The sequence below is a fragment of the Lentibacillus salicampi genome (assembly GCF_004565465.1).
Taxonomy (GTDB): Bacteria; Bacillota; Bacilli; order Bacillales; family Amphibacillaceae; genus Lentibacillus; species Lentibacillus salicampi.
This window is the reverse complement of the sequence record NZ_SRHY01000041.1, coordinates 1-23,007: the sequence shown is the minus strand read 5'-3', so window position 1 is coordinate 23,007 and position 23,007 is coordinate 1. Positions and strand designations below refer to the sequence as shown.

Annotated in this window: 28 protein-coding genes and 2 pseudogenes; 9 read left to right on the top strand and 21 right to left on the bottom strand. The window is 38.9% G+C overall.

The window, feature by feature from the left end:
* Positions 1–53: 53 nt before the first annotated feature.
* The 5 genes from E4U82_RS16190 to cwlD form a co-directional block, all read right to left on the bottom strand.
* The gene (locus E4U82_RS16190; RefSeq protein ID WP_135111223.1) at positions 54–683 is read right to left on the bottom strand and encodes an HAAS signaling domain-containing protein; all 630 of its coding nucleotides are present in this window, start codon (positions 681–683) and stop codon (positions 54–56) included.
* Positions 680–1,012 (bottom strand): PadR family transcriptional regulator, encoded by a 333-nt coding sequence (locus E4U82_RS16185; protein ID WP_135111222.1) that lies wholly within the window; start codon positions 1,010–1,012, stop codon positions 680–682. Before E4U82_RS16185 ends, E4U82_RS16190 begins: the two co-directional genes overlap by 4 nt.
* Positions 1,013–1,138: 126 nt before the next feature.
* The gene (locus E4U82_RS16180; protein ID WP_135111221.1) at positions 1,139–1,354 is read right to left on the bottom strand and encodes a DUF6366 family protein; all 216 of its coding nucleotides are present in this window, start codon (positions 1,352–1,354) and stop codon (positions 1,139–1,141) included.
* A gap of 156 nt (positions 1,355–1,510) precedes the next feature.
* A complete protein-coding gene (locus E4U82_RS16175) occupies positions 1,511–2,569 on the bottom strand; it encodes an Mrp/NBP35 family ATP-binding protein (RefSeq protein WP_135111220.1) in 1,059 nt (352 codons plus the stop codon).
* A 93-nt stretch (positions 2,570–2,662) separates the two neighbouring features.
* Entirely contained in the window at positions 2,663–3,382 is a 720-nt protein-coding gene (gene cwlD, locus E4U82_RS16170; protein ID WP_135111219.1) for an N-acetylmuramoyl-L-alanine amidase CwlD, read from the bottom strand.
* A gap of 113 nt (positions 3,383–3,495) precedes the next feature.
* Here cwlD and E4U82_RS16165 point away from each other — a divergent pair, with 113 nt between their 5' ends.
* Positions 3,496–3,915, top strand: coding sequence for a DUF948 domain-containing protein (locus tag E4U82_RS16165; RefSeq protein ID WP_135111218.1), 420 nt, complete (start codon positions 3,496–3,498; stop codon positions 3,913–3,915).
* Between the two features lie 20 nt (positions 3,916–3,935).
* Here the strand turns inward: E4U82_RS16165 and E4U82_RS16160 are convergent, their stop codons facing one another.
* From E4U82_RS16160 to E4U82_RS16135, 6 genes are all read right to left on the bottom strand, one after another.
* Entirely contained in the window at positions 3,936–4,274 is a 339-nt protein-coding gene (locus E4U82_RS16160; protein WP_167751460.1) for a DUF948 domain-containing protein, read from the bottom strand.
* A 67-nt stretch (positions 4,275–4,341) separates the two neighbouring features.
* On the bottom strand, positions 4,342–4,743 hold the full coding sequence (locus E4U82_RS16155) for a DUF948 domain-containing protein (RefSeq protein ID WP_135111216.1): 402 nt from the start codon (positions 4,741–4,743) through the stop codon (positions 4,342–4,344).
* Positions 4,744–5,022: 279 nt separating this feature from the next.
* Complete coding sequence (locus E4U82_RS16150; protein WP_135111215.1) at positions 5,023–6,420, bottom strand: efflux RND transporter periplasmic adaptor subunit; 1,398 nt, start codon at positions 6,418–6,420, stop codon at positions 5,023–5,025.
* Positions 6,417–7,091: a hypothetical protein gene (locus tag E4U82_RS16145; protein WP_135111214.1), complete on the bottom strand. Its 675-nt coding sequence runs from the start codon at positions 7,089–7,091 to the stop codon at positions 6,417–6,419. The genes E4U82_RS16150 and E4U82_RS16145 overlap by 4 nt, the downstream gene beginning before the upstream one ends.
* A gap of 113 nt (positions 7,092–7,204) precedes the next feature.
* The gene (locus E4U82_RS16140) at positions 7,205–7,741 is read right to left on the bottom strand and encodes a GNAT family N-acetyltransferase (RefSeq protein WP_245183615.1); all 537 of its coding nucleotides are present in this window, start codon (positions 7,739–7,741) and stop codon (positions 7,205–7,207) included.
* Between the two features lie 199 nt (positions 7,742–7,940).
* Positions 7,941–8,123, bottom strand: a complete 183-nt coding sequence (locus tag E4U82_RS16135; protein ID WP_209300593.1) for a hypothetical protein — start codon at positions 8,121–8,123, stop codon at positions 7,941–7,943.
* A 258-nt stretch (positions 8,124–8,381) separates the two neighbouring features.
* Here E4U82_RS16135 and E4U82_RS20490 point away from each other — a divergent pair, with 258 nt between their 5' ends.
* From E4U82_RS20490 to E4U82_RS16125, 3 genes are all read left to right on the top strand, one after another.
* Complete coding sequence (locus E4U82_RS20490; protein ID WP_280689435.1) at positions 8,382–8,516, top strand: hypothetical protein; 135 nt, start codon at positions 8,382–8,384, stop codon at positions 8,514–8,516.
* Between the two features lie 253 nt (positions 8,517–8,769).
* The gene (locus E4U82_RS16130; RefSeq protein WP_135111212.1) at positions 8,770–9,021 is read left to right on the top strand and encodes an AbrB/MazE/SpoVT family DNA-binding domain-containing protein; all 252 of its coding nucleotides are present in this window, start codon (positions 8,770–8,772) and stop codon (positions 9,019–9,021) included.
* Positions 9,022–9,351, top strand: a complete 330-nt coding sequence (locus tag E4U82_RS16125) for a type II toxin-antitoxin system PemK/MazF family toxin (RefSeq protein WP_135111211.1) — start codon at positions 9,022–9,024, stop codon at positions 9,349–9,351. It begins immediately after the preceding gene.
* 285 nt (positions 9,352–9,636) lie between these two features.
* On the opposite strand, the gene sinI is transcribed toward E4U82_RS16125, so the two are convergent.
* The 3 genes from sinI to E4U82_RS16110 form a co-directional block, all read right to left on the bottom strand.
* Entirely contained in the window at positions 9,637–9,720 is an 84-nt protein-coding gene (gene sinI / locus E4U82_RS16120) for a DNA-binding anti-repressor SinI (RefSeq protein ID WP_135111230.1), read from the bottom strand.
* Between the two features lie 789 nt (positions 9,721–10,509).
* Positions 10,510–10,650, bottom strand: coding sequence for a hypothetical protein (locus E4U82_RS20020; protein ID WP_167751459.1), 141 nt, complete (start codon positions 10,648–10,650; stop codon positions 10,510–10,512).
* Positions 10,651–10,814: 164 nt separating this feature from the next.
* Positions 10,815–11,132: a hypothetical protein gene (locus E4U82_RS16110; RefSeq protein ID WP_135111210.1), complete on the bottom strand. Its 318-nt coding sequence runs from the start codon at positions 11,130–11,132 to the stop codon at positions 10,815–10,817.
* Positions 11,133–11,385: 253 nt separating this feature from the next.
* On the opposite strand from E4U82_RS16110, the pseudogene E4U82_RS20355 reads away from it, so the two are divergent.
* A pseudogene (locus E4U82_RS20355) lies at positions 11,386–11,535 on the top strand (ATP-binding protein); the annotation flags it as partial.
* An 87-nt stretch (positions 11,536–11,622) separates the two neighbouring features.
* Here the strand turns inward: E4U82_RS20355 and E4U82_RS20670 are convergent.
* A pseudogene (locus tag E4U82_RS20670) lies at positions 11,623–11,807 on the bottom strand (IS5/IS1182 family transposase); the annotation flags it as partial.
* Positions 11,808–12,112: 305 nt separating this feature from the next.
* Between E4U82_RS20670 and E4U82_RS20170 the strand changes: the two are divergent.
* The gene (locus E4U82_RS20170; protein ID WP_209300592.1) at positions 12,113–13,003 is read left to right on the top strand and encodes a hypothetical protein; all 891 of its coding nucleotides are present in this window, start codon (positions 12,113–12,115) and stop codon (positions 13,001–13,003) included.
* A 48-nt stretch (positions 13,004–13,051) separates the two neighbouring features.
* On the opposite strand, the gene tnpC is transcribed toward E4U82_RS20170, so the two are convergent.
* The 3 genes from tnpC to tnpA form a co-directional block, all read right to left on the bottom strand.
* Positions 13,052–14,629: an IS66 family transposase gene (gene tnpC / locus E4U82_RS16095; protein WP_135111209.1), complete on the bottom strand. Its 1,578-nt coding sequence runs from the start codon at positions 14,627–14,629 to the stop codon at positions 13,052–13,054.
* A 67-nt stretch (positions 14,630–14,696) separates the two neighbouring features.
* The gene (tnpB, locus tag E4U82_RS16090; protein WP_135111208.1) at positions 14,697–15,053 is read right to left on the bottom strand and encodes an IS66 family insertion sequence element accessory protein TnpB; all 357 of its coding nucleotides are present in this window, start codon (positions 15,051–15,053) and stop codon (positions 14,697–14,699) included.
* The gene (tnpA, locus tag E4U82_RS16085) at positions 15,047–15,379 is read right to left on the bottom strand and encodes an IS66 family insertion sequence element accessory protein TnpA (protein WP_135111207.1); all 333 of its coding nucleotides are present in this window, start codon (positions 15,377–15,379) and stop codon (positions 15,047–15,049) included. Before tnpA ends, tnpB begins: the two co-directional genes overlap by 7 nt.
* A 134-nt stretch (positions 15,380–15,513) precedes the next feature.
* On the opposite strand from tnpA, the gene E4U82_RS16080 reads away from it, so the two are divergent.
* The gene (locus E4U82_RS16080; RefSeq protein ID WP_135111206.1) at positions 15,514–16,197 is read left to right on the top strand and encodes a hypothetical protein; all 684 of its coding nucleotides are present in this window, start codon (positions 15,514–15,516) and stop codon (positions 16,195–16,197) included.
* A 586-nt stretch (positions 16,198–16,783) separates the two neighbouring features.
* On the opposite strand, the gene E4U82_RS16075 is transcribed toward E4U82_RS16080, so the two are convergent.
* From E4U82_RS16075 to E4U82_RS16065, 3 genes are all read right to left on the bottom strand, one after another.
* Positions 16,784–17,089 carry a hypothetical protein gene (locus tag E4U82_RS16075; protein WP_135111205.1) on the bottom strand — a complete coding sequence of 102 codons (306 nt, stop codon included), beginning with the start codon at positions 17,087–17,089 and terminating at the stop codon, positions 16,784–16,786.
* Positions 17,090–17,742: 653 nt separating this feature from the next.
* Complete coding sequence (locus E4U82_RS16070) at positions 17,743–18,798, bottom strand: DNA cytosine methyltransferase (RefSeq protein WP_135111204.1); 1,056 nt, start codon at positions 18,796–18,798, stop codon at positions 17,743–17,745.
* 20 nt (positions 18,799–18,818) lie between these two features.
* On the bottom strand, positions 18,819–19,898 hold the full coding sequence (locus E4U82_RS16065) for a DNA cytosine methyltransferase (protein WP_245183614.1): 1,080 nt from the start codon (positions 19,896–19,898) through the stop codon (positions 18,819–18,821).
* A gap of 173 nt (positions 19,899–20,071) precedes the next feature.
* On the opposite strand from E4U82_RS16065, the gene E4U82_RS16060 reads away from it, so the two are divergent.
* Together E4U82_RS16060 and E4U82_RS16055 are read left to right on the top strand one after the other, a co-directional pair.
* The gene (locus E4U82_RS16060) at positions 20,072–21,607 is read left to right on the top strand and encodes an AAA family ATPase (protein ID WP_167751457.1); all 1,536 of its coding nucleotides are present in this window, start codon (positions 20,072–20,074) and stop codon (positions 21,605–21,607) included.
* Entirely contained in the window at positions 21,600–22,859 is a 1,260-nt protein-coding gene (locus E4U82_RS16055; RefSeq protein WP_167751456.1) for an LlaJI family restriction endonuclease, read from the top strand. Before E4U82_RS16060 ends, E4U82_RS16055 begins: the two co-directional genes overlap by 8 nt.
* Positions 22,860–23,007: the final 148 nt, after the last annotated feature.

Below are 23,007 nucleotides of genomic sequence, written 5' to 3'. Positions count from 1 at the left end.
ATCCAAAAAAATATCTACTAAACAGGACCGACTCCTGCCGGATAATCAGCCCATTATACAGATGCTCTTTTCCCCCAGCGAAAACCTGCCAGACAGACAGGATAGAGGAATCCGGTAAAAACAATACAAAGGATAATAAACGGGAAACTGAGCAATGGATCAAACCATTCATAAGGTACTATTTTAAATAAAACCAAGTACATAAACACTAAATTCGGTAAGATCGAAATGAAGAACGTTCGCCGCAATAGCTTTCGTCCGCCAGCACCAAATTCCTTTCCAATCTCATAACCAAGTAGTCCCCAGAACATAATATAGCCAGCCATAATAATAAATGGCACGGCTGTAATTCTGGTCCACAGCGCCTCTGCCCATCCCCAATCAAAGTAGTTATAGATGATCGTAAGTGCGATTCCTCCGACAAACATACCAATATTCAACAGAACAAACAGCAATTGCATCCTGGCCGGAGTAACTGTCTCCTGGCGCCATTGCCGGGCTATTTCCCGCGGTGAGCCCATCCGCTGTGTGAGTTCATCATATATTTCTTCCGGGTCAATCAATTCCTCGTACAGCAGCTCCTCAACATGCAGCCGGTAATCCTCCATGATTTTATTTTTTTCCGGATGATTTCCAAGCAATGTCTCAAGCTTCGAAAGGAACTTTTCGACCTGATCGGTCATGACTCATTTCTCCGAATCAGGTTGTTCATGACCTGCACATAACGATGCCATTCACTGGTCCGCTCCTCGAGAATTTCCTTGCCTTGCTCCGTAATGTGGTAGTATTTCCTGGCAGGTCCCTTTTCCCGATTCTGCCAGTAACATGCAATATATTCCTGCTTTTCCAGTTTGTGAAGTGCCGGATATAAGGTTCCTTCTTTAATTTGGAAGTTATGGTCACTGCGCTGATCCATCTCTTTCACGAGTTCATATCCATACATATCCCGTTCATTAAGCAATTGCAGAATCAGAAGGGATGTGCTCCCTTTGATAAGCTCCCGATTGAACATGTCTTTCACCTACCTAGAATTATTAGGTACCTTTACTATAACCGTTGAAAAGATATTTGTAAAGAATGGCGGAAATCGGGCTATTCTTTGCATTGAGTATCCCCCGTCAAAAGTGTTCATTTTTATTTAACGGAAGAAAGCAGCATATATTATAAACCCTACTATTAATACAAGAATAAGTATTCCAGTGCCTTTCCAACTCAATCCACCTACTAAATCAGCAATATTCCCGGTACTCCCTCTATTCAAGGAATCTTTAAAATTACCACCGGGGTTATTCTTCAACTCCTCTTGCCTTATCCTTTCCCTTTTTTCCTCAGGTGTTTCGTCATCTCTTCTCAATTTATCACTCCTTAAATAGTACCAAGGAGGAAACGCTCCCTCCTATAATTAATGAAAAATGACTACCAAATTAACTTATAATCTGATAGCCATTTACGCCTTTTATATCAAAGTTTGCGACAGGCAACAGCACTGGTTGATCGTGCCATCCCGCCTTTACTCTTCCACTTTCGCAACAATCTTCGCTGCCATTTTATGGTACTCTTTTCCGAGCGGATGATCTTCCTGGTATACGGAAGGTGCGAATTCATCCTCCTCTTCATAAGGCTGCTGTAAAGGCAGCTCTCCCAGAACTTTTGTCTGCAATACATCAGCAAGCTTCTGACCGCCGCCTTTGCCGAACACAAACTCTTTTTCGCCGGTTTTTTTGCTTTCAAAATATGCCATATTTTCTATTACACCGAGAATTTCATGTTCCGTTTTAACGGCCATTTGTCCGGCGCGTGCGGCAACGAATGCGGCCGATGGATGCGGCGTCGTCACAATCACTTCTTTGGCCGATGGGATCAACTCATGGACATCCATGGCAATATCTCCTGTTCCTGGTGGCAAGTCAAGCAGCAAATAGTCCAAGTCGCCCCATTCCACTTCCTTGAAAAAACTGTTCAGCATTTTGCCGAGCATTGGTCCTCTCCAGATGATCGGTGAGTTGTCCTCGACAAAGAAGCCCATCGAGATGACTTGTACACCGAAACGTTCGACTGGGATGATTTTTTCACCGCGGACTTGCGGTCTGTTCTCAATACCCATCATATCCGGAACACTGAATCCGTATATGTCTGCGTCAATAATGCCGACTTTTTTGCCTAAACGCATCAGCGACATGGCCAGGTTAACGGTTACCGTTGACTTGCCAACACCACCTTTTCCGCTGGCAACAGCAATGAAGTTCGGCTGTTTGCTGACGCCCAGCAGTGATTTTTCCTGTTCTGCCTCAGCAGCCGGCTGATACTTCTGAATGATCTCATCAGGCAATTGTTCAAAACGAATTCCGACCGTTGAAGCACCATTCTTCTTCAAAATAGCAACGATTTCCTGCTGCAGATCCATTTGTTCTGCCGTATTGGTTTTGGCAATCGCGACTTTAACACTGACATGTTTCTTTTCTTCTTTGATTGAAATACTCTTAATACCGTCTGTTTCTTCCAGCGTTTTATGTAAAAATGGATCATTAACAGGTTTCAGCAGTTCTGTTACTTCCTCTTTTGATAACACGGCTGGTCACCATCCCTTTCAATCATGATATACAACGCCAGTATAACACAAATCACCTGAATGCTAAGTGATTTGAATCATGGAAAGGGATAGTTATTCCGCTTCTTCAGGCTCTTCGGTCACATAACGAAGGATTCCTTCATAGATGCTGCCGGCCATTTTTCGCTGGTACGAATCCTTTTTCAGATGCTCCCGTTCATGCGCATTTGATAGAAATCCGATTTCAACAAGTGCACCAGGAACTTCTGCATGTTTCAGCAAATAGACATTGTTGAGTGCGAGCGGCTTACGTGTTGTATTGTCCAGATTTCGAATGACTTCTTCCTGAATCATGGTCGCCAGATGCTTACTCTTATCCTCCTTTGGATGGTAAAACGTTTGAGCCCCGTGCCATTGTTCAGATGACAACGCGTTTAAGTGGAGGGTAATAAAGAAATCAGCCTCTTGATCATGAATAAACTTTAAGCGTTCACGAATGTCCTCCGCTTTCCTTCGTGACAGCCCCTTCGTATCCTCTGCTGCCAGATCCGTATCATCTTCGCGGGTTAGATAAACAAGTGCACCTGACTGCTGCAGAAAGTCACGCGCCTTTCTGGCAACTTCCAGAGCAATATCTTTTTCCAATGTCTCGTCCTTTCCGACAGCCCCGCCATCAGGCCCACCATGTCCGGGATCGATGACAATCGTTTTCCCTGACAGCGGCAATGACCATGTTTGCCATGTCGAGTCAGCCTTTTGAATCGGGAATTGCACAAGCAAGGCTAAAACAATAAAACCCGCTCCCCACATGAAAAACTTTATAAACCGTTGCATACCCCTCGCCCCTTATTACGATGCTTTTTCTATTGTATGGGACAGGTTTACCGTTTATGATAAGATGAAAGAAGGTATATGAAAGATATTAAAAATCGGAAGGAGAATGTACTATGGATTGGGCAGGACTCGGCGTAATTATTATCGGCCTTGCATTGCTCGGAGGGGTTTTTTTGCTGATCAAACCGCTCAGAAACCTGACGGTAATACTTGCGGGACTACAAAATACCACGAATGATCTCCCGAATCAGGTGGCTGAAGTTACAGCAGACTTAAAAGGAACCTTAAGTTCAGCAAATAGCGCTATCAAGCAGCTGAACGAACAACTTAGTAAACTGACCCCGATTTTCCGGATTATTGGCAATATCGGCACGTCACTGCAACAGCTTTTCAGTGTGATGGGAACGATCAACGAGAACATGAAGCGAAAGACCAACAACCCCATGATGGAGCGCTATCACCTCGAGGGGATTTATGGTGCTATGGCATTGGGGTACGGAATCTATCAGCAAAAAAATCATAGCAAAAAATAAATCCCCTGACGCAAGGGGATTTATTCTTCACTCTTTTCTTTTTTACCACGTTTTTTCATACTGAACCTAGCCAGTGGGGTCGTCAGTTTTCTGGACATTTCACCGACATCATGGACCATATAAAACAACGGACTTAATGTATGCAGCTTGTCATTCACTTCTGAAATCGTCACGTTTGTATGATTCAGCATTTCACCTGTTTCTCGAAAAATATCATCCAGCTGCTGCGGCATCTCTTCGACCGTCTTTTCAATTCCGCGGAGCACGTTAGCCAGATTATTTAATGTCCAAGCCATATAAATAGCCATAACCATAAATGCGATTCCTATCAATACAACACCAATTCCAGTCAAACTCATCCTATCCCTCCTCATCGTATTCATGCGATAGTATTCACCATTTTTGCTACCTTCAGGTGTTCATATGTCACTTCACTTTTTTATACAGTTTGTACACAACGTCAGCCCATTTGAGTGTTTCCATAGCCCTGAACCTGTTCTTAGGAGATGTGTAGGTTGACGCGTTCTCTGTTTGCTCGTTCAAATATTGGCTTCCCTTGTTAACGGAGGCGCCTAAATTTTCAAGTGTCACAAACAGGTTGTCCACCGCATTGATCTTGTCCTGCAGATCGTCGACTGTTTTACCTGTCTCCTTGACCGTTGTGCGCAGCTCCGGCGTGATAGTATGCATTTTTTTCTCCACTTCATCCAGCGTTTCACTAAGACTTTCCATTGTGTTAGCTGCACGCTTCAATGCCAGCGAAGCATAGATGACGACAAGTGCAAATGCCAAAGCAAAGATGAAAACACCTATATAGACAAAATCCATAACATTGCCCTCCTTCTACGGGAGTCATTTTTGGCTGAAGCTCTTTATATTGGCTTCTATTATTTCACCCGCATCCCGAATACACTCCGCTTTCCGCGGGCGACCCGTGAGCCTCCTCGTTCGTACCTCACTGCGGGGTCTCACTTTGGTCACTGTTCCCGCAGGAGTCTACGTGTATTCGGGATGCTCAGTGCTTCTTAACCGCTTTTCCGTCTTGTTCAACAGCAGAAGTTTTTGGAAAACAGCCTTTATTGCATCCATCGTTCATGTTTTCCCTGTTTACCTGGACAATAATCCTATTATAAAATATCGATTCCAGTTTACATTATCATATTTCCCCGGATCTTTCCATTCTATGTCACTCAGTTCGAGTGGTGTCATAAACGCAGCACCGTCACGAAATTGATCTTCATCCGAATGGGCCACCCACTCACCAGGATTCGCACCCTCAGTGATCTCAACTAAATCATCCATGTGAATGCCTGCCTCAACAGGCTGCTTAAGAAGCAAACCTTCACTTGTCATTTTCCATAAATGGTTGTTGAACAGATTATCTTCGTTGACGACCGCTGCCTTAGGGGATTCATTGGTGATGATTGTCAAATCAGCATGGTAGCCAGGCAGTAATGCCGCGTCTGCCTTTTCGGATTCAGCGGTGGTCTCATCCTGCTGTGACGGCTCCGACTCCGATTCCTCTGTTTCAGATGATTCGTCGGGCGTGATTGTAAGGCCCTCTTCTGTCTGTTCATCAGAGCCCTCTTCTTCGGCAGGACCTTCCGTGCGTCCGGACTGTTCTGCTTCTGAGGCTTCCGTTTCCTCTTCAAACTCTGCGGCAAATGGGTACAGACTCGTGCCGTGAAGACTGGCTGTTCCAGGTGAATCACTTATGTCGCTCAAGGTGCCCTCCAGGACGGTTTGATTTTCCTTGATATCCACCTTAACAGGCATATCCGGTCTGACATCCATCCGCTCTGATTCCGTTAATTCACCTTCTACCTGCAGCTTTGAATCCCGGATCGTCACAACTGGGTTATCAAGCGAATCCGACACAGCGGTCACTTCCCCCTGGTACGGGCTTTCCACGGTGACCGTTTCACCGGTCGTTTCCAAATCGGATATTTGAGACTGAACACGCTGCAGTTTGGCTTCCTTCTGCGCGAGTTCTGTCTCTTTTTCGGTCATATATTGTTCTTTCATATAGTTGGCATCGACTGACTTACTTGTCATATCAAGGGTGCCGTTCTCACCTTCAAGTTCAGTTGTCATATCCGTCTCCGGAACCTGATAAGAAGAAATGGATGCAAGTGCTGCTTCAATTGTTTGAATATCACTGGTCAGTTGTTGCTGCTCACCTTCCAGATCAGCCATTGTTTCGTAGTAGTCATGAACCTGGTAGGTGAACAATTGATCACCCGTGTTCACGCTCGCACCTTCTTCAACGTGAAATTCCTGAAAACTTCCCTTATTCTGATCAAAGTAGACATGTTTTTCCTCAGCAGTTGCCAAAACCCCCGCCGTATCGATGGATTCATACATATCCCTTTCGACTGTTTCTGACCAATCTTCAATATAGGATACCCTCGGGACGCGATCTTCATCATCCATATAAACAAGGAGACTATTAATAGCAATAAACAAAACGACAGCCATGAAAATCATTTTTCTCCTGCGACTCATGCAAACCACCCGCTTATCAAATGACTATCCAGAAAGGTTAATACGGCAACAAGCACCCAGTAGAATATATGTAATCCAATCACACTCAGCCAAATCCAGCGTTTCCTGACCGCTGACAGATAGCTTAAACATTTCACCTGAAACCAGATGATCCATAGCTGAAAGAGTGATATGGCCCCGAAAAAGAACAAGGCCCATGACACTTCCGTTAAATAGGAAGCTATTATGCCAAACGACCATGGTGACACAAACCAGTCCATTCCGCCATAGACGGCAAGCGGTATCCATAAAACCCGTTCAATCAGCATGACAAACAGGACAACTTCCTGCAAAACGATAAGTTTCTTATAAGGAATATCCGTAAATGCATAAAAAACCAATGAAGGGATAAATAAAACCAATAAGGCAAACAGAACAGCAAACGCCATCCGACCAAGCACAAACCAGACTTTGGCCGCCTCATACTGGAATGGTGTCAGCGATATCGCCTCGGCAGAAATAGTACCGGATCCGATACCGAGAAGTGCCGTCCAAGCATATATAACCACACTGCAAAAAATCAGTAGGCCGCAGATTTTCCACAAATTTTTCAGGGCTTCTGCTTTTTTGAGCCGGAATAAATGATCATCGATGGGAAAGAAGAATTTCATCAGATTGACACGAAAGAGCATGGCCGACATCCTTTAGTAAATATTCATTTCTTCTATCCATTTTAACGTAATCTATAAAAATATGACACTCATTTCCATATTTTTTGTCATAATAGGTCCTATCTCCCAGAAATTTAAAAAAAGTCAGGGGAAAATGTTTGCCGCCGTGGGATGACTCTTTCCAGCCGTTCAATCTGCTCTGACTCTCCCCGAATAAGACCGGCGGCATACAACTCAGCCGGACGTTTATAACCCATCAGCATGGTCGTAAGCTGCTGGATGCTGCAATCAATGCTACTCGTTTGCTCGACGGTTGGTTGCATAGATGTCACCTTTGTATCAGACCCGATTTGTGATAGCTGATAAGTGCCGCTGTTTTCCGGCAAAAATGCATCCTCAACGTGTAATGTCACTGATTCAGCCATTTCATCCGCAAACGGGTATGCTTTTAAAAATGCCGGGACATTGACAATCCGTGCCATAAAATAGGGATTGATTTCCTGTTCAAATCGCGGTTCATCGACAAAGAGCGGAAGATTGTCATTTTCGGGTACAGTCATATCGACTGTTTCCGCCATTGAATCATGATTGGCGATAAATTGCAGGAGTAATTGCTTTGCACGAAGCGTGGTAAAGCCAAGTTCGTGAACAGAGAGTCTGCCTTCTTTCACATTATAAAGGATGTAGCCTTCTGGGTCTCCGTTTTCACAATATGCTGCCGCTTGATACCAGTCCCCCCCTTAATACACGCTGCCTCCACCACATGCTTATCCACAGGTTTTTTAATCAATGAAAAAGGTTCAATCAAAAGCATCCCGTAAGACCTTATTATTGGACATACAAAAGAACGGTAGGGATATTGATTTTCTACTATTGCGCTTTTTTTCCTCTTGAGACCGTTAAATAGACAACAATACTTACTATCATTAAACAGAAAGTAATATTCTGTGTAATACCAACAATATCACCCCAGCTACCTGCACCGTTTACAAACAACTGTAAGATTAATCCTGTAAGTAAAATAAGTAACGCATACGGTGTTTTTTTTGTCAAAAATCCTACACCCCCCCAATGATTCCGCCGACAGCGGCGTCAAAGCCATTTTTGACTGGAGCCATTCATCCGATCGATGTGGATCCCATGTTATTCAAGTAATTGATCAAGGCTTTAAAGCGACAAAAGGATTGAAGGAGGATGCTCTCCTGCTTCTTGATCGTTATTTCCTATCCGTTCCCGCCTTAAAACAGTTGAACCACTGGAATCAGTTATTTGCGAACGCCATCCAAGTGTATTGTCTCGGAGGCTACAGTCATGGCTTATTTACGCCGGTTTATTTTTCTCATGTTTGCTCGCAACCCGCGTTTGACCGTAACCCAAATAATTCAAAACAAACGGAAAAACCCGCAAGAAATGCTTGATTCCGATGATGATCGGATGGTGTCTTAATGTTTAAAACTTTTGACTGTCCAGTCGTTAAACATAACGCATGTGGCCTTTCTTAATTCCAACTTTCATGTCAGTAAAAACGTACCGAAATGAACGGTGCGGTTTTTTGTATAGTCGCATCACCTTTTGGAAACACTTTTCATAACGTATATACAAAAGTTATATTAAAGTGTTAACAAACGTATATACAAAATGAAAAGGTGATGGTATAATGAACTCAAAAGATAAAAAATCTCAAGGAGGGGAAAAAACTGTGCGAACTACCTTAAAAAAACATGGAAATAGCGACGCTTTAACATTTCGTTCTGCATGGAAAGAGGGTTTGGGAATCGATACAAACACCGTGTTGGACGTCACTGTCGATTACCAACATCGTAAATTGATCGTTGAGCCAGTGGACGAAGAACGAAAGAAATATGACATCAGGGAACTGGCCGCTATTGCAAAAAATCAAGTGCAGCCTGAATTTGACGAATTTGATCCGGTTGGAGATGAGGAACTTTAGATGTTAAAACAAGGAGATATCATTATGGTCAATGTGAATCCGACTAAAGGGCATGAACAGGCAGGGCATCGGCCATTTATTATTTTATCGAATAAACATTATAACAATGTTTCAACGCTCGTCATCGGCTGCTCCATCTCCAACACATCAAGCGATTGGGTTTTCAACGTGGACCTTCCTGAAGGGATGAAAACCACGGGGAAAATCAAGACCGATCAACTAAGGTCTTTGGATCTGGGAGCAAGGGGTTATCGTTTTGTTGAGTCTGCACCCGAAGAAGTTGTTGTTGAATGTCTTGAAAAACTTAACGCTATTGTTGATAGTGAATAGGGCGCGATCATTATATTGTCCGTATAGTTTGAAGTTGTCGCGGAATCATAGAAGATGTAGGCTGTGCCAATTGCAGCTGGGAAATTGCTGCGGTGTATGATCAGGAAGACCAAATCTATCGCTGTTCGGACTGCGGCAGTGAAGTTGACACAGAGTAGTGCTATGACGATCGGTAATGGGTTTATCCCGTTGCGGATCGTTTTTTTTTTTGACAACAGATTGCTATTCTCCCGAAATACCAGAGAAACACCCAAACGAGTCCCGCGTCCCCGCTCGCACGCGGCATTATGTCTCGCCGGCATTCATTAAAAATTGTCGCACCTCATCAATGGTAAGGCCCAACTCTTTAGCGGCTTTGATCAATTCAATCCATTTCGGTCAGGCATTAGTGTCAACTTTCGGTCTTTTTGATTTAGCTAAAACACTCCTACATTGAATAAAAATACCCTTAAATATGGTTTTTTAGGACATATAGATAGAATTGATTACTGCCAATACTTTTTACCACCTATGCCATCTTTTGTACCAGTGTTTGACAAACAATTTACCAGGCAATGCCAACCGCTTTACCACGCTGTAAAAGGGGCACTCCGCCTTGCCTAAGATAGTGCAAATCCTGTAGCCCGCCACCATTGACTTAACTTTTGTCCGTGTTGTGGAACTATCGCAGGTGTGGCATAAATAATGCCTGGGAGGCACACCTGCTCAAACATGATAACACGGACAAATCGATTCTAAGCGTCTAGGACATGTTGATATTCATACGACACAAAATTATTATTTGGAATTAATGCCAGAAAAAAAGCACCAGCAAGATGCTGATGCTTTAAACCTTTTGAACACTTTATAATATTAACGTTGATTTGCACCAATTTGCACCACAAATTAGTCGCCAACGTTGATATATCAATGTTTCTATTAACGTTTTGAGAACTGTTATTCATTGAAAAATAAGGGGTTAAAGCTATTTTTGTGTATTACCCGTATATTACATATACTTATCCACAGGTTTTGGAGATAGTTAATAATAAAATTAAACATACATTTTTTCTTTCATTAGGCTGTGATTTAAAAGTTAGATAAAATCATGCCTTCGACAAAATGCGCAAAATTCCTATCTAAACAACCAACTTTATTTATTCATCACCCTAAATTATTTTAGCTGGAAACTGATTTTTCTATTTCTTTGATTATTCCATAAAGTTTTTCAATACTTTTTGAATAATTTTTTATTAAATCATTATGCTCTTTATTAAATTCATCAAATAATTTTTTCATATCTTCTCTGATATTTCCCACATCAAACCATGGTTCAATTTCATCGTCATTAGCTTCGTAGACTTTTCCAATAAAGTAAATTCTATATTTATAATCGTTAGCAGCAATGGCATCTCTTCCTGCATTGTATTGTCTGATGCATTGATTTTTTTTTATATCTAATCTTTTTGCATTATTTATAACTTCTAAATATTTATTTTGTGTTCTAATAACAAGGTTGCTAACTCGCGATTATGTTCTACGTATTTATCAATTAAATCAAGAGGATAGTTCTGTAATACTCCGATAAGCTCTTCGATGTATTGGGGTATCGATTGTTGAATACTATCTAATGACAGGGTATTTTGATCATAATTTATGTAGCATAATCTTTCTTTTAATATAGAAAGTTCTCTTTCGTAATCATTTTTTAAATCCCTTTTTTCTTTTTTTAACTGAAAAAACCATATAACTAGACCTACTATAAGCCCAGTAACAATACTTGAAACGATTCTTTCCCACATTAATTTATCTCCTTATTATATATGGTTATTTACATAATGCCGCCCGTACTTGACTTGTTTTCTGGATATTTCACCCGAATTTATTAAGTACTTCAGGTATAAATAAACCTCCATAAAACAGAACATAGATTCGTTTTGTTTCGTGATTTTATTTTTCCTCGTTACTTTTATGTGACATTTAAAAATGTCACATAAATCTTGGCTTCCTGAGAAGTGAAGCTGTTTGGATTGTCAACACAAAACTAGACAATAGTGGGGGCAATTATTAGGAGACCCTGGCATAACAGCAGCGATTTTAGATCGTATTCTCCACCGTGTGGAAGTAATTCAATTTAGTCAGGAAGACAGCCACAGAATGAAATATAGATCGTCTATTTTTCAGGCAGAAAGTGTTCAGAATTAATTAGCAAAAAGTGTTCATTTTTACTTGACGCTTACAACTCTCCTAAAATTCCTTTTGTTTCTGATGCTCTTCCGACTTAATACCTTACCAATAGGTTTCTGATTTAGCACCAAGTTTATAGCATCCTTCTTGCAGAGGGCAACGTTAACATTTCTCTACCTCAAAATAGTACGTTTGTTTTTGATTTTTGTTCTGTCACTTTTTTCAATACGCGCTTTTCTTATAGCCATATGCCCTGCAGGACAAGAATACATCCTCACATCTTCATTGAATTCAAACGCATCATCTTTATCACGACTACAGTGTGATACATTTGGGTTTAACTTTGCAACCAGGTCCAGTTCGTTTTTTATAGCATATATGATATTAACCTTCTCTGAATAAGCTGCATCATCAATAATCGTCTCAACGGATATTCCCGTTTCTTCACTCTTTCGATTAGGTTTTGAAGTTGCTTTCTCAAACTCTTATATTATGGAATAGTAATATTAACGCGTAAGAGATTAGTCGCATTAAAAAAAATAAGTTAAAATGAAAATACGCACTATTTAAAGTATAAAAAAGAAAGGGCGATTTTATGGCAAGGAACGTAACGCAATATGAATTGTTAATATCTTGTCCCTCAGATGTTAGTGATGAATTGGATATTATAAAAGAAACAGTTGAAGATTTTAATAGAATGTATGGGGCAGCTAATAATGCATCAATAACTACAAAACATTGGTCAAAAGATTCATATCCTCAGTCAGGTGGTAAACCTCAAGAATTATTAAATAATCAGTTTGTACGAGATTGTGACGCAGCAGTGGCAGTTTTTTGGACAAGATTTGGAACTCCAACAGATAAATATGGTTCAGGTACTGAGGAAGAGATAGAAGAACTTATAAATAGCAATAAACAAGTTTTTCTTTATTTTAGTGATCGACAAATTAATCCATCTTCAATTAACAATAGCCAATATGAAAAAGTTCAAACCTTTAGGAAAAAATATGGCGATAAAAGTATCTATGCTACGTATTCAGACCTAGATCAATTTAAAAAAATATTTCTTAATCATCTGTCTCTTCACTTTGTTGATATTTTTAACAACGGTGAAGATAAAGACTCTAACACTCAAAGCAGTCTCTCTATCAATGGTGTTAAGAAAGGCAAGATAACAGAGCAACCCTACGCTTTACAGGCTGACTTTCTTAATACCGGTTTTGTGCATAATATGAAAAATAATATTATGAAAAAAATTAAAGAAGTAGAACACCTAAACTTTCCCAAAGTTTCTTATCAGGATGAGACAATTGAAGAAAATGAGTACCCCTTAAAAAAAAGTTCAATAATTGACCAAGGAATATCAAGTAAATTAAGTAAGCAACTAAAACAAGCAAAAGTTTCTCCTTCACTTTTTGAAACAGAAGAGGTATATATTGGAGATTTTGAAAAAAAATCAATAAATAAATTTGCACTTGAGAAGTAAGCGTAAGATAATCCCCACCTGTAATCAGATGGGGATTTAATGTATGCTTTATTTAGATTGATTGGGGATCTGGCATTCTTCTGGAAGTGTCGGGGACCAAGGCATGAGAGATGCCATTTTTGCTTCATCTGCTGTATCCATATTGGGGAGCTTCTCAAATAGAACTCTAAGGTAGTTAAAAGGGTTCAACCCATTTTCCTTTGCCGTTTCTATCACACTATAAGTAATGGCACTTGCTGCTGCTCCTTTAGCCGTGTTGCTAAACAGCCAGTTTTTTCGCCCCAACACAAAAGGCTTGATCGAACGCTCGGCTCGATTATTGTCGATCTCCAGGCGCCCGTCCAGTAAAAACCTCTCGAGGCGCTCCCATTGGTTACGACAGTATTTGATAGCTTGTCCCAGCGCACTTTTGGGCAGGACGCGCGGCGTTTGCTCGCGAAGCCATGCCGAAAAAGCATCTAGAACAGGCTGACTGCGTTCCAGACGGGCTTCATAGCGTTCTTCAGGACTGACGTCCTTTAGATCACGTTCTATATCAAATAAACGATTACAGAAAGCCAGGCCTTCCTTGGCTTTCACGGCCGATGTGCTGGCGGATTCCGGCAGCGCTGTTAAAGCTTCCGAAAATTTCCGACGGGCATGGGCCCAGCATCCGATCAATGTCACGTTGCCAAGACCGTTATAACCCGAGTAGCCATCCACGTGTAAATAGCCCTGAAAGCCGGTCAGGAACCGTTGCGGATGCTTACCGGCCCGGGTTTGCCGGTAGTCATAAAGCACGATCGGTGTATCATCCCGTCCCGTTCTGTACAGCCACATATAGGACTTCGATTTGGCCGGGCGATCCGGTTCTGAAAGAACCTGTAAGGTTGTTTCATCCGCATGCAGAATATCGTGCTCCAGGAGGTGGGCATACATCTCATCGTATATGAGCTGTAGCCAGGTATTCGCACCATAGACAATCCAGTTCGCTAATGTCTGGCGCGGGATCGATACACCAAAGCGTTCCAGATGTTTCTCCTGGCGATATAAAGGCATGCTTTCCACATACTTCTGGGTCATAGTGTAGGCCATCGCCGATGGCGATGCCAAGCTGCCTGGGAAAACAGGTTTTGGCATGTTTGCTGTCACAATGGGCGTCTCAATTTCATGACGTTCGCAATGGCGGCAGCTATAGACATGTTGGACGTGTTCCATGACTTTGACCTGTGCTGGAATGACTTTTAATTCCTTGCGGACTTCTGTGCTCATATCATGTAGTGTGCCACCGCAACAGGAACAGATCTGTTCCTCATCGGATAAACGATAGTCAATCGTTTCCTTCGGAAGGTTCTCAAGCTTTTGTTCACGTTGGCCACTTTGTTTTTTGCGTTTATAGGTAATCGTTTCGACATCAGGTTCCTCAATCGTCGAATTCGTGGTATCTTCGGCCTCATTGAAAAGTGAAAGTTGATCAGAATTAACTTGTTCACTGGAAGATCCAAATCTGTGTTGCTGGCTAAGACGGAATTGTTCCTCATACCATTTTAGTTTGGCTTCCAGGGCTTCCTTCTCCATTTCAAGCTTTTCATTCTGCGCTTGGTAATATTCAATTGTAGGCTTTGATGTAGGCGCTGTATTTTTCATACACCCAGTATACGAAAAAGAATCCGACTTGCCTAGTCGAATTCTTTTATTTGTATATTTCACTTTTTTATAGAATGGTGCGAGCTGTTACTTCTCGGTGTGCCTGTTTCTGATTAATTGGCAGACCATCAAGCAGCCAACGTAGCTGGCGCTGGCTAACACCCATTGGAGCTGTTTCTTTTTCGGATGGCCAGTGAAAGGTGCCTCTTTCGAGTCGGCGGTAGTGAAGCCAAAAACCATTGTGTTCCCACTGAAGGATTTTCAGTTTGTCACGTTTTCGATTACAGAAAACAAATAGGCTAGGAGAAAAGGGATCAAGCTCAAAACATTCCTTTACAATGACGGCCAAGCCGTCAATGGATTTACGCAAGTCGGTACTGCCGCGTGCCAGATATACCTTGTCGAACTGGACATTTGTCAGCATTGGTTTCGTAAAATGTGTACAACGTCGGACAGTAGACCAGCATTAGCACCCGGCCGAACTTCAACAGAAATGGCATCAAAATGTATGTAGATGGGGACCTGACCCTCAGAAGAAACAAAGTCATTGTCCATTTGGACCGTGAGCCACTGGGTTCCGCCTGGTTCTTCTTTCTGAGCATCCTGAATCCCCTGGAATTGTTGAATCCAATAATACATTTGATGGGGTTTTATGTCGTGGTCACGACACCACTCAGCTACACCTTGGTCACTTTCTTTCCAGGCATCATACCGTGACTTCCATGCTATTCTCTTGTCTTTTAGCGTCATCGCATAACCTCCCAAATCAATGTCTAAGAAGATTATCGCATCGACGGCGAAGGATTAAAACGTGTGTTTTATCTTACGCTTACCTTGAGAACAGCTTAGAAATAGATGAATCTAATTTTTTCAACTTAGGAAGCTTGTGTAAGCAAAAAAGCCTTTTGGGCGGTGGACCATTTGGAACTAAACCTTCATATTCTTTCGTAGGTTCGGACGAAGAGAAAAATAAACATAACCTAATTGAAGAAATATACCAAGAAATAGTTGAGTATGATCAGTGGGTGGCATACTTTACAGAATTAGAAGAAAAGGATTATTTAAATTTATGTCTCTCCAATTCAGGTACACATTATGATGAGGATGTGGATGTTAAACTGTTTGTAAGAGAAGGGAAACTATGCGGCAGAGAAGACCTTCCTTTACCTGGAAACGATATACTAAAGTCCTCTGAGCAAATGCTTGATGCAATATACAAGCCTAAAAAATCGGTATCAGTCAAAGAATATGAGGATTACCCGGTTAGCACTCCAGAGTTCGAGAACAGATTAAATTATGGTTTAATTTATGGGCAATCACATGAAGAACTAATAGCGAATAATAAAAAACAATTTTTGGATTCCCTCGCAGATATATATTATTATGAGCATTTCCGCGAAGATGGTTATGATGTTATATGTTATAAACAGCCGTATATTAAACAGAACACAAGCGTTTTCTTCCCTTCATTATTAGTTTTTAATTTTGCTCCAGATACAATTAAATATGAAATCTCATCAAAATACTCACCTAAAATCGTAAAGGGAGAAATTCAAGTGAAAAAATGAAAATTCTAAGCTATATACAAAAGAAGTTCTCAAATGAATATTGGCATCGAATTGAGCCGTCCTTGCCATTTTTCTGAGCCACCCCCGATAAGAAAATGAGCCAGTAATGACAAAGGCGACCACTCACTATAATTTAACTCTAATTCAAGCACAGCTTTAGCTTCTTGCCCTTGACCGCCGTACCGCTTCTTAGTATTCACTAAAGGGGCTGGGGCTCCGCCAGTAGAACTTAGAAGAGATTGTCCACGGTACGCTGGATGAGCGGATGGGAGCCTTAGAGGCTGAATTTTTCCCGCCCATCACCAGAACAATACCATAGACACAAACAGGGTCAAGGGTGTTGGAATTATTGCTATATCAGTAACTAGGCATACTGGTTCACTCTATGGCAACGATGGCTCAAAAACATGGCAAGAGTGGAATTATCTGAAGTCTTTATTCAGTGTTCTTAGGGCCTTCTTTTGTTATACATAAATGCTGGCATTTCATTCTCGAATACGGCATCAGAAACATCTATAGCAATTGTTTCAACATTGTATAACCTCTCTTGTAATAGATTAATATTAATACGCTTGAGTTATCTTACTCAGTATTTTCTCTTGTTTGGTTTAATTTTTAATCTATAACCTCTCCTGAGTATCCTATGGAGTTCGTCATTTGCTTTGCCGTTTATGACTGCTACAGCATATTCTCTACTGAGTGGCTCTCCTTTAACAGTAAGACTTTCTGTGTTAGCTTTTTCTACTACCTTTTTAATGCTATTGGTATAAGCATACTCTTTAATAGTCCACTTATTAAGAGTATCTGACTCGTAGGACTCAGCAAGATCTATGAAATGTTGCAACCTCTGGACTTCTTTCTTGGCTCTTTCAACTGTAATAAGCTTAACCATAATGCACAACAACCCTCTGTTTTGTATTTTAGTAATTAATTCGACAAAAAGGATCAAAATTCCTTTAATTAATTAAAGATTTAAAAAGTCAGTTGTTAGAAAAGTTCAGAAATCGGACTAATCCAGGTAGTTGTGGCAAAGTAGGTTAATTCGTTATAAAAGAACCATTAATTACAGGAACTGTAATGCTCCACTAAAAATGCAACTCATTAAATTTGCTTTTCACACACAATTCTAATAAGACATGGATATCTTGCAAATATTAATTATACCAATAATAATCAATGTTAACCTATCTATGTTATTTACAAACCTCATGAACATGCACTTTTTAGTCACAAAAACTTAAGTAACATATATACAAACAAAATCGCGCACCTGGATTTGAAAATGTCTATTCCACAGAAGGTGCACTAAAACCCGTTCTCTTTTCGTATTCTATTGAAGTCCAGTGAAAAACCCATTTCCAACCCTTGAAGCATAAGACTGAGTTGTCTCCTTCCCAAAGAAAAACCTGGTTCTCACCCAAAAAAGCCGGGTCGTCAGAGTCTAATTCTACTGATTGTACAATAAAATGGCGACCGTACGCGCGTTAACTTTTCAATCAGCCACTATTTTTATATACCCATTTCTAATTGAACATTTTTATTTTTTTATATAGAATCCTTAAAGTATTGATTCTTAATAGCGGTGGCTATTGCTTCAACAAATACTGGAGGAACCGCGTTACCTATTTGTCTCCATTGCTCCTTGAAATCTCCGCTAAAATTATAGTCATCATCAAACGTTTGAATTCTTTTAATCTCATTTATTCTTAGAAATCGATTCTTCCAATGAAAAGGGCCCATGTTATTTGAGAAACTTGCTTGTATTGTCCAAGATGGACGGTCTGGTGATAATTTAAGTAAAAACGACCAATAACGAGATCGCCATTTAAATTTCGGGTTAGGGTAACCACGTTTAGAAGTGAAATATAAATAGTTATCACCAGGAGGAATTTCTTTTAACAAATCTTTATGCTTTGATCCCGCTTGCATATATTCATCCTCAGGTAAATCATAATCTAAATCCCCTATTGCCTCTTCACAAGTAATCCAATGCTTCTTATTTTTATCTTTAATTGGATTAAATTTATCCGGGATATAATGTGTCGGTGAAGGAAATTGAAATGCTTCACCAATATCCTTTCTAACACCAACACAAATAAATCGTTTCCTGGTCTGTGGGACACCATATTCAGCTGTATTAAATGTATCATAGGTTATATGATATCCTAATTCTTCGGATTTTTTTTCTAAATAATCAAAAGCTGGTCTATGCGGCTTATAAATAAAGCCGTGAACATTCTCAAAAAAGAATATTTTTGGATTAACTTCTTTGACTGCTCTAAAATATTCAAATAATGTAAAAGAATTCTCATCCTCTAATGCTCGTTTCTTATCTTTACGATAAAACCTAGACTTAGAGTAAGCCGGACACGGTGGCCCCCCCACTAAACAATCAATCTCATTTTCACCAATCTTGTTGAGGAGTGCTAAAAAGTCTATATTTCTTATATCGTTACATTCAACTATATTACCAACATTATTTAATTTTAAAGTTTCACAAGAGGCTTCTTCATAATCTGTTGAATATAAGATCTCAAAACCTGCTTTTTTAAATCCGAGATCTATTCCTCCTCCGCCTGAGTAAATGCTTAAAACGTTCAATTTTTATACCACCCTTACTATCAACTTTGGTTCACCAATTGATTACCCGCAAAATTGGCTTCAATGCTTTCCTTCAAAAATTGAATCATTGCTTTACCCATTAATGGAGGGACAGCATTTCCAATTTGTTTTTGAATGGAACGTCTTGATCCGTAAAATCTATAATTTTTAGGAAAAGATTGTAAGGCGGCTATTTCAGGAACCCTGAGTCTTCTTGACTTCCAATGGAATGGACCGACCCATGGACCCGGCTGCGCGGTTATTGTCCATGAAGGTTTTTCAGGATGTAATTTTAACAAGAAATTCCAAAATCGTTTATCGGCCACAAACTTTGGATTTGGGTGACCAGCCCATTCAGTAAGGGCTTTATAATTCATACCCGGTGGAACCTCTTTTAATTCATCTTGATATTTCCCGGAAATCACCTCTTCTTCTTCAAAAAGTTCTTCCGTATCAAATTCACTGATGACTTCACCAGCTGTAACATAAGGTTTTAAATATGAATCTAGCAAGTTATTAGGGTCTCCATGTGTTTTTTCTGGTTCATCTGAAATAAAAGAGCCTTTTGTTCCAATTATAAAAAGCCGTTTACGCTTTTGTGCTACTCCATAATTTAAAGCATTTCCTTTAATTACTTTATAGTTATAGCCTTCTTCTTCAATAATATTAATAAAGCCATCAACAATTGATTTATTAGTTGGGTGAAGAAGACTTTCTACATTCTCAAAAATAAAACCATCAGGAGATAATTCTGTTACAACTCTTAGAAATTCATTTACTAGTTTTGCGCGCGGATCATTAATACCTTTACGGATATTGTTTGTTACCCAATAACCATTCTTTGAGAACGGCTGACATGGGGCACCGCCAATAATAATAAAACTCTCATCATCTTCTATTCCAGACATTTTTTTAATATTATCACTTGTATAATCAGCTAAATTCCCGCATATTAGATTTGTTTCTTTGAAATCTTTATTTAATTTTAATGTTTCCACACAATCTTCTTCTATATCAATACTAAAAGCCACCGGAATATCAGCCATAAAACTTGCTATGTCAAAACCACCAGCTCCTGAAAAAAGACTTATAGTTTTCATATATATCTCCTTTATCATGTATAATTAATTGATATTCCTACTATATAAGTATACCAAACATTAGCTCCCTATCAAGTATAATGAATTCTTAACGAAATAAATACTGTAGTTTTATCTGATTATATTATATCGTATAATTAAAAAAGAGTATGCTATTTAGGGGGTTATTTTGCATGTATGAGACTTATTATCAAGCAAATCCTGATGGTTCTATTGAATATGGAATACAACCACATGGTCTCAAAAAGTCTGAAACCATATCAAAGTTAAAAGAAGCACTCACTTATAATGGCTGGACAATAACTTCAGAGAAAACAAATTCGAAGCCATTTAATTTTATCATCAATGCACACGAAAAAGAAATAGAACTTTATGTATATATATGGAAAATATCCAATGGAGGAAGGGAGAGAGAACATGAACAGCGTATTCAAATTGCAACAGATGTAAACCAAGATGGATTCAATGTTGACAATAATAATCCAAACAAAAAAGGACTGTTATTGGGCGAATATAATAGAGAAGGCTGTCCAACAGTTTATGCTGCTTGGGAAACTGAAACAAATCGAAATCATGGTAAGTCAAAATCTTGCTTTATTAATACCAAGGCTATTGCCAAGGCTATGAGAGATGGATTTGTCCAAACAATTGATAGTAGTGGAAATATAGCCTGCGCATTCCAAAAAGAATTTATGAATTTCTATATCAATAACCTCGTATCATTACATAGCCTTAAGGTTAATTTAGTTGAAGGCCTGGACTCAGGTAATGACCTCCAAACTGAAGTAGATAAAGTTCCTAACGTTAGAGATGTACCTTATGAAGAAAGAGGAGTCAATAAAATTGTCTATGGTGCACCTGGTGTAGGAAAAAGTTATAGCTTAGGCACAAGTCATGAACGAATTACATTCCATCCTGAATTCACTTATTTTGACTTCATTGGAGGTATAAAACCCGGAAAAGTTAATGGTGAACTAACATATGAATTTAAAGAAGGACCATTTTTAAAAATTCTTAAGGACGCCTACCTTTTTGACTATAAACAGTTCACATTAGTTATTGAAGAAATAAACAGAGCAAACACTGCTGCTGTCTTCGGGGATATATTCCAATTACTTGATCGAAACGAGTATGGTGAAAGCACTTATAGCATAGAAAATGAAGATATATTGAATTATTTAAATAAAGATACAAAATTGAATTTAAATAAGGTAAAAATACCTGCTAATTTTAATATATATGCAACAATGAACAATGCTGATCAAGGAGTTTTTGTTATGGATTCTGCTTTCAAAAGACGGTGGGAATTCGAATATAAACCCATATCTTTTGAAGGGGTTAGTCATGCAGATGAAGTATTAAATTACGCTGGTTATCAGGTCACGTGGCAAAATTTTGCAACTTGTATTAACGATTTTCTCTCGTCCAAAATTGGTATAAATGAGGACAAATTAATTGGTCCATACTTTTTAAAAAAAACTGATCTTAAAAATAATAGAAAGATAGCCTTTAAATTGCTAATTTATTTATGGGACGATGTTGTACGACATGAAAGATATGCCCTGTTCGCCAATCAGTTTAATACATTTGGGGAAGTTTCAAATGCCTTTATCAAAGGTAACCAATCAATCTTCAACAAAGATTTAGAGGGTATTTTATTTGAAAACAGACTACTGAAAGAAACTGAAGAAGATGGTTCAAATGAATAATATATATTTTTTTATAGATCATGAACCAGCAAAATTTAAAGAAGCATCTATTCCTAATGTTTTTTTTGAAAAAGGACTATGTCAGAAAACAGAACAAAGCTATGTTCGCTTTAATGTTACAGGTATTATTCACGCTAATCAAAATTTCTTTGTAGTTCTACCAAAAGGATACAGAATTCCCGATAATATTAATACAAAGGTTACATTAGCTAAAAAAATATATAATGTTCTGTTTAAGTACAAATCAACCAAAATATTAGAGAAAGATGAAAGCTACTGGTTAGGAGATACACAAACCACGACTACATTTGATGTTTCTAAAAAATTAATTGATGATTTTAGACAAAATGGACTAATCACTTTGCAAAAAAGAACTTTTGAAAATAACGGACGCGGAAATATTAATTGGCCGAAAACATTTAAAACAAAAACGCCTTATATAAAAAAATCTGAGTTGGTTTATTTAGACTTTGTAACAACTAAAAATAACATTGTAAGTAACGAAACAATTTCTCTTATACATTCTTTCATATTATGGAACATCTCAGATACCTATGGTTGGTTATTCAATTTTAAATACAAAGATTACAGTAAAACATTTACACACTCGTTTATGAGGTACAATTTACTTCGCGCTCTAAATGAAACATATATGGACAGGGATATTCGGATAATAAAGTTTTTGCTCAGTTACATCGATAATCGTTTGAATGAAGAAAACAATAACTATAATATTTTTGTTACCAAATACTTTGATAGGGTTTGGGAGACAATTTGCGCTAAAGTAATGGGGAATATGCCAATGTTACAAAAAATGGTACCTAAACCCTATTGGATTTATCTTGAGGATAAAAAGGAAACTTCTCAAATACCAGATATCTTAGTACAGATGAATAAAGATGAACTTATTATTTATGACGCAAAATACTATACCTTAAATCAAAATAAACACAATTTACCTGGATGGGGAGACATTGTAAAACAACTCTTTTATAGACTCTCATTAAAGCATCAATATAAGAAAATTTATAACATCTTCTTATTCCCAGGAACGGTTAAACACGCTTTTAATTTTTCAGCTTATGCAAGTGTCAGTGATTTTGAAGCAACTTTTGGTAACGTTCTTGGATATTTGTTAGATATTGATTATGCTATAGAAATTTACCTTAATAATAACGAAAAACAACATCAACTAAATTATAAAATCCTTAAAGATGCAAAAGAAAAATATAACAAGCAAGATAAATTATAATTTCAAGTGAGATTATTATTTACTCAACTTTCGCACCAACAAAATCGTAGTTAGCTTAAAACATGCAAGTGCTTGTAGAATTTAAAATAGGAGTTTGACATTACGTTTAAACATGAAAAAACACCTCAACATTTGGTATAGTTAATTT